Origin of the sequence: Exiguobacterium sp. LL15 (assembly GCF_024436095.1) — a bacterium.
GTDB lineage: Bacteria > Bacillota > Bacilli > Exiguobacteriales > Exiguobacteriaceae > Exiguobacterium_A > Exiguobacterium_A indicum.
The window spans coordinates 399472-412434 of sequence record NZ_JANFNX010000001.1; the positions used below are offsets into that span (position 1 = coordinate 399472).

Consider the following 12963-nt stretch of genomic DNA (forward strand, 5'->3'; position numbering starts at 1 on the left):
TTTATTCCATTCCCAAGAAATCATGCTTCTAATCCAATTCCATGAATCGAATAAAAATATGGTACAATACTTCAAGTGAAAGGGGCTGACGAAGCGTGCAACCAAAAGTGCGAACAGCTGAAATCGTAAAACAATTCAATCTCCACATCGTCACGGGAGAAGAGGGCTTACACCGCCCGATTCTGACGGCTGATTTGTGCCGACCTGGCCTTGTGCTTGCCGGTTATTATGCCTATTACCCGGCAGAACGTCTCCAGATTCTCGGAAAAACAGAATTGACGTTCTTCAATAATTTAACGTACGAGGAACAACGCGAACGAGCGAATGTCCTCTGTACGGATGAAACACCTGGTATCTTGATCACACGTGGATTTGACGTACCAGAAGCGATCATCCAAGCCGCGGACGAGACGAACGTGCCACTGTTGACGACAAAAGGGCATACGACATCGGTCGAGTCACAGATCACGAACTTCCTCGAAGCGGAACTTGCACCAACGACAGCGATGCATGGTGTCCTCGTCGATATCTATGGTGTCGGTGTCTTCATCAAAGGAGCAAGTGGTGTCGGTAAATCGGAAACGGCACTCGAACTCGTTAAGCGGGGTCACCGCCTGGTGGCAGATGACTCAGTTGAGATTCGTCAAACCGGCGACGGGATTCTCGTCGGAACGGCACCGAAGTTGATTCAACATCTGCTTGAGATTCGCGGAATCGGGATTATCGATGTGATGACGTTGTTCGGTGCAGGTGCGGTTCGCTCGCATAAGAAGATCAGCCTCGTCTGTAACCTCGAGATTTGGGATCAATCGAAAGTCTATGACCGCGTCGGTCTGGACCAAGAGACACTCCAAATCATCGATACGGAAATTCCGTTCCTGACGATTCCGGTTCGTCCCGGACGAAACCTTGCTGTCATCATCGAAGTCGCAGCGATGAACTATCGTCTGAAGAACATGGGCATCAACACAGCAGAAGAATTCGCGGGACGTCTCGCGCAAGCAATTGAAGATGGGAATGGTGGTCTTTGATGGGAACTTTAGCCTCTGTACAACCAACGTTTGACCGCGTGGCGATTGAACTCGGTCCTGTACCGATTTACTGGTACGGGATCGTCATCGCACTCGGTGCGGTCGTCGGTCTCCTGATTGCGATCTTCGAGTCGAAGCGGATCGGCTTCAACGAAGAGTACGCGGTCGATGTCGTCATCTGGTCGATTCCGATCAGTATCATCTGTGCCCGGATTTACTACGTCGCGTTCGAGTGGGATTACTATAGTCAACATCTTGACCAAATCATCAACATCCGCCAAGGTGGGATCGCGATTCACGGTGCGATCATCGGGGCGATTTTGACGGTCATCATCTATACGCGTAAGAAAAAGATCTCGTTCTGGCAAATCGCTGATATCTTGGCACCATCGCTCTTGTTCGGGCAAGCTGTCGGACGCTGGGGTAACTTCTTCAACCAAGAAGCACACGGTGGCGAGACGACATGGTCGTACTTACAAGATACGCTGCACTTACCGAACTGGATCGTCAATCAGATGTACATTGATGGAACATACTATTTACCGACGTTCCTCTATGAAAGCATCTGGAACATCATCGGTGTCATTCTGTTGATCGTCTGGCGTATGAAGTTCAATCCACGTCGTGGGTATATCTTCCTCGGTTATCTCGTGTGGTATTCAATCGGACGCTACTATATCGAAGGTCTCCGGACGGACAGTCTGTTGATGGGAGATGGACTCCGGACGGCGCAAATCGTCTCAATCTGTTTGATCATCTTCGGTGTGATCATGATGGTCGTTCGCCGCAACGCCGTTCGTTACTTGGACGGTTCGAAAAAGGAGGCGAAGTAATCGATGATTCGCACGCTACTGTTTGATTTAGATGGAACGTTGATCGACACGAATCCACTGATCTTAAAAAGCTTCGAGCATACGCTCAGTTACTATTATCCGGACCGGACGTTCACGGAAGCGGAACTGCTTCCGTTCATCGGTCCGACGCTAGAAAAATCGTTCTCGGCGATGAATGCGGAACAGTGGAAAGAGATGGTCGCTTTTTACCGCAGCTACAACATCGCGATGCATGACGCACTCGTGCTCGAGTATCCGGGTGTGCTTGACGGATTACGTCGTCTGCATGAAGCAGGATACAAGATGGCGGTCGTGACGTCGAAGAGTCGTCGTGTCGCTCTTCGCGGCATCGAGTTGTTCGGACTGACGTCACTCTTTGACGCCGTCATCGCAGCCGACGACGTAACGGAAGAAAAACCAGCCGTCGAGCCGTTCGAAAAGGCGATGCAGTTGCTTGGATCAACGGCAGACGAAACGATCATGGTCGGTGACAACGATACGGATATTCTCGGTGGTAAGAACGCGGGACTGAAGACGGTCGCGGTCGGTTGGGCGATCAAAGGACGCGCGTACTTAGAAGCCCTCGAGCCGGACGTCATCATTGATTCGATGGATCATCTCGCTGCTTGGCTGGAGGAACAAAATGTCACGGCGAACTGATCGGTTTCAGGTCGGGACGACGAATCCACTCTGGCACATGTACCGGACCGTGTCGTTCTTTAAAGTGATGTGGTGCTTTACGATCATCACGATTGGTCGGTTTGCTCCGTCGCTAGGTTTTAAGAACGCACTCTACCGGACATGCCTCCGGATGAAGATCGGGGAGAAGACGGCACTTGCCTTGATGGTGATGCCGGACACGATGTTCCCGGAGCGGATCACGATTGGTGATAATACGATCATCGGCTTCAATACGACGATTCTCTGTCATGAATATTTGACGACGGAGTACCGTTTAGGTGACGTCGTCATCGGAAGCAATGTCTTGATCGGTGCGAACGTGACAATCCTACCGGGCGTAACGATCGGAGATGGTGCTGTCGTTGGTGCCGGATCGGTCGTTCACCGGGACATTGCGCCGAATGAACGCGTCTCGAGTCAGCCGCTTCGCCGGCACGAAATGTGACAAAACTGTGAGAAGGAAGAAGGAAAAAAGATGACGCACATCCGCTTTACGTATAAGACAGGAAAGTATTTCGGAAGATTATTCGCCGAACGTCCACAAGGTCTCGTCGTTGAGGTGTTGGCTGTTGAGAAGCATCCCGTTCAAGGAGATCTTCACCAACCGAACCAAGTCGATGTTCCACTCTTCCATATCCGGACCGCCTTGCATAAGCACGAAAAGATCACGGTTTCGCCCGCAGTCGTTTATGCGTATGACGGAGAGATTCCCGATTATGCGACGAGCTTACGGCAGGCATATGACAAGGACGTGGCACGTCTTGAAGGACTGAATCCAGAGACGGATGCTTTTGTACGAAAATGCTTAGAGAATTACAAAGAACTGGAATCGATTTATGCAAAACGCTGGGGATGAACTCCGGCGTTTTTTTCTGTTGCATGCCTCCTAGAGATAGGGTATTCTTGTGTCTGCAACTACGAAACCAGTTTACTATTTATGGGGGCTTGAATCATGATGGAATTAACCAAATACAAAGCAGACCCCTTTGCGATAACAGCGCGCCAAGCGGAACTTTTTTATTTCCGCGGACGGAAGGCGCACCGGGAAGGGCGACTGGACGAAGCCGTCTATCATTTAGATGAGGCGACGACACTTCAGCCAGCGGACATCCGTTATTTGCTCCGTTATGCCCGTGTCTTATTCGAGACAGGAGAAATCAATCATGCGAATGATGTCTTGAAACAAGTACGCGCACTCGACGCATCAAATACGGAAGCACTCTTTTATTTAGCGAATAACTACGCACACGTCTCACTTTACGAAGAAGCGCGACAACATGCGATGGAATATTTAGAGCAAGCACCAAACGGCAAACACGCGGAGGCATCGGCCGCACTCGTGGAACTGATTGATCTCGAACAAGAGATGGAAGACGACGAAGAGGATGAATTGATTCGTCTGCACGGTCAGGCACAACGCCAGATCGATAAAGGGATGCTGTTCGCGGCACAGGAGACGTTGACGGGACTGATTGCCCAGTACCCGACGTTCTGGCCTGCCTACAACAACCTCGCGATCGTCGAGTTCTATTTAGGAGAGAATGATCAGGCATTCGCTTCCCTTGAACGGGTCCTTGAAGGGAATCCGGGGAATTTGCATGCCCTCTGTAACACGCTCGTCTTGTTACACGAGATGGGTCAGGACGAAGAGGCGCATCGTCTCTCTCGTCAACTCGAACACGTCCGTTCCGTGCACCTTGAGACACGTTATAAGGTCGCATCAACGCTTGCGATCATCGGACGATACGATATCGCCTATGAAGAGTTGAAGTTGCTCGAGCGTCGCGGTTACCGGGGAGATCCACTCTTTGGGCACTGGTTATCAATCTCTGCCTATAAAACAGGACGCGTCGAAGAAGCAGCCGCTTTCTTGAAGTCGGACGAAGCACAAGCGTTAAAGGAAGAGACGGATACGTATGACATTCGGCACAACCTGCAGTTTCGCTCGGCACTCATCCAAGCGCTGAAGACGGAAGATGATGTCTCGCGGATCTTTACGGCACTTCTCCTTGGCAAACTGAACGATGCTGAAGCACGGCTTGCATTGTCGATGATGCCAGAAGTGACAGAGCAGGAAGACGTCCTCTTATTGACGGAACAGATTGTCATCGAGATGGAAGGACGGACTGATGTCGTGGATGAACGCATTCACCGGGCATTGCAGACGATCCGTCTTGCGGAACGGTTCGTTTCAGACGAAGAACGGATGAGTCTCGAAGGGGATTTTTATGAACGCTTCGCACAGCTCGTCTTAAGCGGGGAATCGTTCGATTCGATTGAAGCATCTGCTGCATCACTGCTTTATCTGTTCCATGATTTACGGGACGGGATGTTGATCGAGGAATGTGCATCACTCGTCGATTGTTCGTTCGATCACGTCGCATCGATGATCCGGACACATGAACGGATGTTGGCACCGCTACAAGCAAAGTGTTAGACGTTTAGGCGATTCTCACCTATACTCAAACTACAACGATTACGATAAATGGGGTGGAATCATGGCGGAAACAGAACAAAAAATTTATGACGTCATCATCATCGGGGCAGGACCTGCTGGGATGACAGCCGCACTTTATGCATCACGTGCGAACCTTTCGACATTGATGATCGAACGCGGGATTCCGGGCGGTCAAATGGCGAACACAGAAGATATCGAGAACTACCCAGGATACGATAGCATCCTCGGACCCGATCTCTCGCAAAAAATGTTCGACCACTCGAAAGCATTCGGCGCAGAATATGCGTACGGAGATGTTCGAAGCATCGAAGACGGTAAAGCATACAAAACAATTCATGCACACAACAAAGATTATTACGCACGGGCAATCATCATCGCGTCTGGTGCACAATATAAAAAAATCGGTGTACCGGGTGAAGAAGAGCTCGGCGGTCGCGGTGTCTCGTACTGTGCCGTCTGTGATGGCGCGTTCTTTAAAGAAAAAGAACTCTTCGTCATCGGTGGGGGCGACTCTGCAGTAGAAGAAGGCGTCTACTTGACGCGCTTCGCGAAAAAAGTCACGATCGTACACCGTCGTGATGAGCTCCGCGCTCAAAAGATTCTTCAAAAACGTGCGTTCGACAATCCGAAAATCGACTTCATCTGGAACCATACGGTTAAACAGATCAACGAACAAGACGGGAAAGTCGGCGGTATCGAGCTGATCAATACAAAAACAGCTGATGTGACGACGCATCCGATCGATGGGGTCTTCATCTACATCGGGATGAACCCGATTACTGGTTACGTACAAGATCTCGGTATCTTGAACGACCAAGGCTACGTCGTGACAAACGAAGCGATGGAAACGAACATCAAAGGGATTTTTGCTGCTGGTGACGTTCGTGAAAAAACATTGCGTCAAGTCGTTACAGCGACAAACGATGGTTCGATTGCCGCGCAAAACGCGCAACACTTCATCGAAGCGTTACTTGAAGAACTCCAAGAATCCTCACACGCGTAATAACGAACCAGTTTCATTGAAGGTACCTTCAGTGAGGCTGGCTCTTTTTTTATGATATACTGAGAAAGAAGCGAAAAATACACACGGAACTGTTGTCTGGAGGGCGAAAAGATGGAACAGAATCAACCGCAACTTGTCATCATTACGGGTATGAGTGGGGCTGGTAAGACAGTCGCAATGAACAGCTTTGAGGATTTAGGCTATTTCTGTGTCGACAATCTACCACCGACGCTATTGCCACAGCTCATCGAAGTCATCGGACAAGTGCGTCCTAAAATCGCCGTTGCCATCGATACACGTGCGCGTGATTTCATTGATAGTTTTTTTGTCGTTTATGAGGATTTGAAAAAGACGAACTTACAAACGCGGATGCTCTATCTCGATGCGCGTAACGATGTTCTCGTACGCCGTTACAAAGAATCGCGTCGTTCCCATCCGCTTGCACCGACTGACTCACCACTGATCGGAATTGAACGTGAGCGGACGTTGCTCGAAGGGTTCCGTGATAAAGCACAAATGCTGATCGATACGAGTGACATCAAACCGCTTGCCTTAAAAGAGCGTTTGTTGAAAGAGTTTACGACAGGAGAGCGGATTCCATTTACGGTCAATGTCATGTCGTTTGGCTTCAAACATGGCTTACCGCTTGATGCCGATCTTGTCTTTGACCTCCGGTTCTTACCGAACCCGTTCTACATTCCGGAACTGCGTCCAAAGACAGGACTCGATGAGGAAGTCGCGTCCTACGTCATGCAGTGGCCGGAAGCGAAGCTGTTTTATAAAAAACTCGTTGATCTACTCGAGTTCTTGATTCCGCAATATGAGCGGGAAGGAAAGTCGCAACTCGTGATCGCCCTCGGCTGTACAGGCGGGAAACACCGGTCGATCACGTTTGCGGAAGCCATCAGCAAGGAATTCGCGACGCAGTATCACATCGAGACGAATCACCGGGATTATGTGCATGCGAAGGAGGAGAAGTGATGAAATGGGAACGTAAAGTCGTCGCCATCGGTGGCGGGACAGGACTCTCAACGCTTCTTCGTGGACTGAAGCATTACCCGCTCGACATTACAGCGATCGTTACGGTCGCGGATGACGGCGGCAGTTCTGGTCGTCTGCGGACGGAGTTTAATATGTTGCCACCAGGCGATATTCGCAATGTCATCGTCGCCTTGTCGAAATCGGAAACCTTGATGGACCGAATCATGCAGTACCGGTTTGAGACCGGCGAAGGATTGCATGGGCATTCGCTCGGCAACTTGATGCTGACGGCAGCGACACAACTCTGTAACGGTTCGTTCGTCGAAGCGATTGGTGTCATGGGACAATTGTTGAACGCAGAAGGAAAAGTCTATCCGGCGACGGAACGGACGATCACGTTATGTGCCGAATTTGAGGACGGGACGATCGTTAAAGGAGAGTCACTGATTCCAACGGTCGGTAAGAAGATTGAACGGATCTTCCTTGAAGAACAAGACGTCCGTCCGGTACCGGAAGCGATTCAAGCGATTCTCGATGCTGATGTGATCGTCCTTGGTCCGGGTAGTCTCTATACGAGTATCATCCCGAACGTCTTGATTGATGAGATCCGCGAAGCAATTCAGCAATCACTGGCGCCAGTCGTCTATATTTGTAACGTCATGACACAACCAGGCGAGACGACAGCATTTACAGCCAACGAGCATTTATCGACGCTCGAACGTTTTCTCGGTCAAGGCGTCGTCGATACGATCATCGTCAATAATGAGTCGATCGATGCCGGTTACTTGAAAAAGTATCGAAAGGATCATGCCGACATTGTCACCTATAATGAAAAACAATTCGAGCTCGCAGGCGTTGAAGTGCTGGCAGATGATATTGTCGACTACAATCATCATTTCATTCGCCATGACTCAGATGCGGTCGCTAGCCTCGTCATGCGAAAAGTACTATCGATTCGTCGGATGCGTCAACTCGAAGGGAAGGAGGAGCTGACATGAGCTTTGCCTCAGAAGTCAAAAAAGAATTAACGCAGATTCCGATCACCGATCATGAGATGAAGGCGGAACTTGCGGCGCTCGCACGGATGAACGGTGCGATCTCGTTCGGTCTCGGACGTGGTCTGACACTCGATATCTCGACCGAGAATGCTTCGATTGCTCGCCGGATCTATTCGCTGTTGAAAAAAGCATACGGAGTCCATCTCGATCTGCTCGTGCGGAAGAAAATGCGTCTGAAAAAGAATAATGTCTACATCGTCCGTGTTAAGCAACAGGCGGACAAGATTTTGCAAGACCTCGGAATCCTTGGAGAAGGATTCACGATGATTCGTTCAATCAGTGATACGATCTTAAACGATGAACGGAAGGCACGCGCGTATTTACGAGGAGCGTTCCTCGCCGGTGGTTCGCTCAACAATCCGGCGACGTCGTCGTATCACTTAGAGATTTTTAGCTTATATGAGGAACATAATGCAGCGCTCCGTGGTCTATCGAACGTCTTTGATTTGAATGCGAAAGCGATCGAACGGAAAAAGGGACACATCCTCTACATCAAGGAGAGCGAGAAGATTTCCGATTTCCTCAAGCTCGTTGATGCGACACAATCGATGCTACGGTTCGAGGACGTCCGTATCTTAAAAGACATGCGTAACTCGGTCAACCGTCTCGTCAACTGTGAGACAGCGAACCTCAACAAGACGGTCGGTGCGGCATTACGCCAAGTCGAGAACATCAAGTTCCTTGAGCGGACGGTCGGGCTCGATGTCTTACCGGATAAGTTGAAAGAGATCGCGATCTTGCGCGTCACACATCAAGATGTCACGTTACAAGAACTCGGGGAGATGGTCGAAAGCGGCTCCATCTCAAAATCAGGAATCAATCACCGGTTGCGGAAGATTGATCAAATCGCTGAAAAAGTACGGAATGGAGAGTCGATGACAGGGGCCTTATAAGAGGGTCGCTTGCGAGATGAACCATAGTCTACTATAATATATAGTCGATGCAACTAAATGTTCGAATTAAGGAGTTTTTGAAATGGCTAACGAAAAGAAACGTATTTCGCTCACTGTAGACGCGAAGTTTGACGAAGTATTAACGAAAAAAGCAAAATCAATCGGTGTACCGAAAAGCACACTCGTTGCATTCGCAACATCTTTATTCCTGAAACAATTACAAGCGGAAGAAGAGCTTTCGCCACATGCGAACGCAATCTACTCGCTGATTCGTGAAAACCACGACATCGTTTCAGACATCACAGACTTGATTGACTGATCATCGACCTCTCGTTCTACAAGGAACGGGAGGTTTTTTGTTGTATACAGATGAATAGAGAAGAGTTCGCTTTCCTGCAGATACAAAAAAAGTGCCTCCCGAAGGAGACACTCTGGGTGACTTATGCACGTTCCATGACGCGGTCGATGAGACCGTAATCAGCAGCAGCTTGTGCTGACATGAAGTTGTCACGCTCTGTATCGCGTTCAATGACTTCAAGTGGTTGTCCTGTGTTTTCAGCCATGATTTTGTTGAGGTGCTCACGCATTTTGATGATACGTTCCGCATGGATTTTGATATCCGATGCTTGACCTTGTGTACCACCGAGCGGTTGGTGGATCATGATTTCAGCGTTTGGTAACGCGAAACGTTTTCCTTTTGCGCCTGCTTGGAGCAAGAACGCACCCATCGATGCTGCCATACCGATACAAATCGTTGAGACTTGTGGCTTGATGAAGTTCATTGTATCGTAAATCGCCATACCGGCAGTGATCGAACCACCTGGGCTGTTGATGTAAAGCGAGATTTCTTTATCTGGATCTTCTGCTGCTAAGAACAGAAGTTGGGCAACGACTGAGTTGGCGACGTTGTCGTCAATCGCGCTCCCGAGAAGAATGATGCGGTCTTTTAGCAAACGTGAGTAGATATCGTAAGCACGTTCCCCGCGGTTTGTTTGTTCGATGACTGTTGGAATTAACATAGTCTTTGCCTCCTTATAGTTGGTATGTAGCTTCCTATTCGACTTATCCTTATCATAATCCTTTGGTCAATATTGGTCAAAAGATACGATGCGACTTTTAGGTATTTTTCCATTACAAGGGCAAATGAAACATATCAATATAGAAAAAAGGCAACGCCATTGCTGGCATTGCCTTGTAGTTGAATAAATGGTACACCCGGAGAGATTCGAACTCCCGACACCTGGTACCGGAAACCAGTGCTCTATCCCCTGAGCTACGGGTGCATCTGATGTACTGAACAATTAATAGTATAGCGACATTTTTTCAGAAAAGCAATAGGGAAGCAGGACTTTTCTTTTCTCCGGCGACTCAAAAGGGGTTCAGAGCACGTTTCTTAAAACGTTTCTTCTATAATAAGAAGTGAGGGAGGGGAATCGATGGATCAACGCCAGGAACAGACGCAACAGATGACGTTATCGGCGTCACAACAGTATCAATTACATGTGCTTGAGCAACCGGTGGCAGAGCTCGAGGAGGAATGGCGACGGTTGAAACGACGGTTGCATCGTCATTACCCGAATCAGGTTTCGCTAGAGGTCGAGCAGATGGCAGGTAATATGGCATCCTATGAAGACGAGCTTCTTGCACAAATACGTTTAGAATCAGTCAGACAGGAAATAGGATATATGGCGGAACAACTCATCGTGTATTTAGAAGCGGACGGTTTATTACGGACGTCGGACGAGCAGCTCGCTGCATCCTTCTCGACCGATGTCGCAACGATTACAGAAGCACGGACACTCTTACAACAATGTCAACCGGTCGGCATCGCTGCCCGCTCGGAGCGCGAGTGCCAATGGTTACAGGCAATCGAGCTAGACGACACGGAATTGATCGGACTAACGGATCGGTTGCGACATGAACCGGCGAGTCAGGTATTCGCTCAGTACAGTGAGGCGGATCGAGCGCGGTTGCGAAAACGATTGACACGCCTGAGCCGGACACCGGATCTTCCTAAAGAAGAACGACTGGTCATGGCAGAAGCACGGATTCACCTGTTAGATGGAAAACTTCAGATCGATTGGATGACACTCGATACGGATCAGACGTGGCTCGAACTAAAAGAGGCAACGCCTTTTTTGCGCGCGTACGAACGACGCCGTGTCACGATGCATGCCATCCTCTCAGTTTTGCTTGAGCGACAAGAACGCTGGTTCAAAGGAGAACTGCATCTTGAGCCATTGACGAAAAAACAAGTCGCTGAGGCGACGGGGCATCATCCGTCAACGATTGGTCGAGCGATTGCTGCGAAGTACGTCGAGACGGTCCATGGTCTCGTTGCTCTAGAAGACTTGTTCGTCTCACGGACGACAACCGGAGATTCGAGTTTTTTGATTAAACGGCGGATCGCCGAATACATTCAATACAGCGATCGTCCGTTAAGTGATCAGCAATTGACGGATCGTCTGCAAGAAGACGGTCTGACAGTCGCAAGGCGGACGGTCGCGAAGTACCGGGCAGCGCTTGGTTTAACGAAAAAAACGATGCAGCAAAGGAAGGCGCAATCAGAATGGGATTAAAACGACACAGACACTTAACACTCTATTCACGTCCGGGATGTACGCTATGTGAAGAGGCCGCCATCTTACTCGACTTCGTACTCGATGAGTTTCCGGAATGGACGTTCGAGGAAGTCAACATCGATCAGGATGAAGCGCTCAGTCTACGATTCTTATACGAGATTCCGGTCGTCATGCATGACGAGGAAATCTGGAGTTATGGCAAATTCGAGACGGAAACGATAAGAAACCGCTTACTTCAAAAAACTTGAGAAACGAGACTTGCAAGGCGAGAAATGGACTGTTATGATAACGGTGTACCAAGTGGGACACGTTATGACATGCGGGACAGAAAGCGTCCAGCTACTTGAGAGGAGAGGGAAATACATGATTCGGCAGTTAGTCCAGATCCAAAAACGAATCGTGCCTGATCTGATCGAAGAAATGCAGACACGCTACGACATCCTTCATTATGTACGACTGATGCAACCGATCGGACGACGTACGCTTGCGACGAGCCTTGGCTTGACGGAACGCGTCTTACGGCGGGAAGTCGACTTCTTGAAGCAGCAAGACCTCCTAGAGGTCGCGACGCAGGGGATGTCCTTGACGGATGAAGGACGAAATGTTCTTCGCAGCATGCACAGCATCATGGGAGAACTCGCAGGGATCTCAGACATGGCGAAAGCCTTGAAAGAGAGACTCGGAGTACGTGACGTCGTCATCGTACCGGGTGATTCCGATGAAACCTTCTGGGTACAGCGAGACATGGGGCGGGCAACCGTCGCACGTCTCAAACGAGAGCTTTCTTCAGACCATCACAATACGATCGCTGTCACAGGCGGTACAACGATGGCATCCGTCGCGGCGATGATGTCGCCAGACAAGGAACACCGTCCAATGACGTTCGTTCCGGCACGCGGAGGACTGGGAGAAACGCTCGAATTACAAGCGAACACAGTATGCTCACGGATGGCATCACGCGCTCAAAGTGATTATCATCTGCTTCACATCCCGGACATGGTCAGTACAGAGACGTTCGTCAAGATGATCGAAGAGCCGAGCATAAAAAATGTGCTTCAAATGATTAAAGGTGCTTCAATCGTGGTACATGGAATTGGTGAGGCGAAAACGATGGCAAAACGTCGTCGCGCGTCTGAGGATCTCCTAACCCGACTGGAACATGAACAGGCAGTAGCGGAAGCATTCGGATATTACTTCGACCGAGACGGGAACATCGTGCACCGGGTCAAGACAGTTGGTCTTCAACTGGCTGACTTGAAGCAAGTCGAACACGTCATCGTCGTCGCAGGTGGTCATTCGAAGGCAGAAGCGATCAACGCCTATGTCAAACAGTCGCCAGACATCATCCTGATTACGGATGAAGGCGCAGCAGCTTCGATTTTGAAAGGGTAACCCCCTTTTGAATAATAGATAACTCGCTTTACATTAAAAGGAGGAAAATTA

The 12963-nt window shown here is 49.5% G+C and carries 14 protein-coding genes, 1 tRNA gene and 1 pseudogene; 14 read left to right on the top strand and 2 right to left on the bottom strand.

Annotated features, from left to right (window positions below):
* The first annotated feature begins 95 nt into the window (after positions 1 to 95).
* From hprK to NOM72_RS01910, 11 genes are all read left to right on the top strand, one after another.
* The gene (gene hprK, locus NOM72_RS01860; RefSeq protein ID WP_023469231.1) at positions 96 to 1031 is read left to right on the top strand and encodes an HPr(Ser) kinase/phosphatase; all 936 of its coding nucleotides are present in this window, start codon (positions 96 to 98) and stop codon (positions 1029 to 1031) included.
* Positions 1031 to 1864, top strand: coding sequence for a prolipoprotein diacylglyceryl transferase (gene lgt / locus NOM72_RS01865; protein WP_215147234.1), 834 nt, complete (start codon positions 1031 to 1033; stop codon positions 1862 to 1864). Before hprK ends, lgt begins: the two co-directional genes overlap by 1 nt.
* A 3-nt stretch (positions 1865 to 1867) precedes the next feature.
* Positions 1868 to 2524, top strand: a complete 657-nt coding sequence (gene ppaX, locus NOM72_RS01870; protein WP_255997591.1) for a pyrophosphatase PpaX — start codon at positions 1868 to 1870, stop codon at positions 2522 to 2524.
* A complete protein-coding gene (locus NOM72_RS01875) occupies positions 2508 to 2990 on the top strand; it encodes an acyltransferase (protein ID WP_255997593.1) in 483 nt (160 codons plus the stop codon). The genes ppaX and NOM72_RS01875 overlap by 17 nt, the downstream gene beginning before the upstream one ends.
* Positions 2991 to 3020: 30 nt before the next feature.
* Positions 3021 to 3401 (top strand): sporulation phosphorelay system protein KapB, encoded by a 381-nt coding sequence (gene kapB, locus NOM72_RS01880; protein ID WP_023469227.1) that lies wholly within the window; start codon positions 3021 to 3023, stop codon positions 3399 to 3401.
* 96 nt (positions 3402 to 3497) lie between these two features.
* Entirely contained in the window at positions 3498 to 4982 is a 1485-nt protein-coding gene (locus NOM72_RS01885; RefSeq protein ID WP_255997595.1) for a tetratricopeptide repeat protein, read from the top strand.
* A gap of 61 nt (positions 4983 to 5043) precedes the next feature.
* Positions 5044 to 6006 carry a thioredoxin-disulfide reductase gene (gene trxB, locus NOM72_RS01890; RefSeq protein WP_023469225.1) on the top strand — a complete coding sequence of 321 codons (963 nt, stop codon included), beginning with the start codon at positions 5044 to 5046 and terminating at the stop codon, positions 6004 to 6006.
* A 111-nt stretch (positions 6007 to 6117) separates the two neighbouring features.
* On the top strand, positions 6118 to 6987 hold the full coding sequence (rapZ, locus tag NOM72_RS01895; RefSeq protein WP_055968920.1) for an RNase adapter RapZ: 870 nt from the start codon (positions 6118 to 6120) through the stop codon (positions 6985 to 6987).
* Complete coding sequence (locus tag NOM72_RS01900; RefSeq protein WP_255997599.1) at positions 6987 to 7985, top strand: gluconeogenesis factor YvcK family protein; 999 nt, start codon at positions 6987 to 6989, stop codon at positions 7983 to 7985. The genes rapZ and NOM72_RS01900 overlap by 1 nt, the downstream gene beginning before the upstream one ends.
* Positions 7982 to 8938 carry a DNA-binding protein WhiA gene (whiA, locus tag NOM72_RS01905; protein ID WP_023469222.1) on the top strand — a complete coding sequence of 319 codons (957 nt, stop codon included), beginning with the start codon at positions 7982 to 7984 and terminating at the stop codon, positions 8936 to 8938. Before NOM72_RS01900 ends, whiA begins: the two co-directional genes overlap by 4 nt.
* 82 nt (positions 8939 to 9020) lie before the next feature.
* Positions 9021 to 9257 carry a hypothetical protein gene (locus NOM72_RS01910; protein WP_023469221.1) on the top strand — a complete coding sequence of 79 codons (237 nt, stop codon included), beginning with the start codon at positions 9021 to 9023 and terminating at the stop codon, positions 9255 to 9257.
* 121 nt (positions 9258 to 9378) lie between these two features.
* Here the strand turns inward: NOM72_RS01910 and clpP are convergent.
* Together clpP and NOM72_RS01920 are read right to left on the bottom strand one after the other, a co-directional pair.
* Positions 9379 to 9963, bottom strand: a pseudogene (gene clpP / locus NOM72_RS01915) (ATP-dependent Clp endopeptidase proteolytic subunit ClpP); the annotation flags it as partial.
* 182 nt (positions 9964 to 10145) lie between these two features.
* Positions 10146 to 10221 (bottom strand) — tRNA-Arg (locus NOM72_RS01920).
* Positions 10222 to 10374: 153 nt separating this feature from the next.
* Between NOM72_RS01920 and NOM72_RS01925 the strand changes: the two genes are divergently transcribed.
* From NOM72_RS01925 to NOM72_RS01935, 3 genes are all read left to right on the top strand, one after another.
* Positions 10375 to 11517: an RNA polymerase factor sigma-54 gene (locus NOM72_RS01925; protein ID WP_255997602.1), complete on the top strand. Its 1143-nt coding sequence runs from the start codon at positions 10375 to 10377 to the stop codon at positions 11515 to 11517.
* Positions 11508 to 11768 (top strand): glutaredoxin family protein, encoded by a 261-nt coding sequence (locus NOM72_RS01930; RefSeq protein ID WP_023469219.1) that lies wholly within the window; start codon positions 11508 to 11510, stop codon positions 11766 to 11768. Before NOM72_RS01925 ends, NOM72_RS01930 begins: the two co-directional genes overlap by 10 nt.
* A 115-nt stretch (positions 11769 to 11883) precedes the next feature.
* Positions 11884 to 12912 carry a sugar-binding transcriptional regulator gene (locus NOM72_RS01935; protein WP_023469218.1) on the top strand — a complete coding sequence of 343 codons (1029 nt, stop codon included), beginning with the start codon at positions 11884 to 11886 and terminating at the stop codon, positions 12910 to 12912.
* The last annotated feature ends 51 nt before the right edge of the window (positions 12913 to 12963 follow it).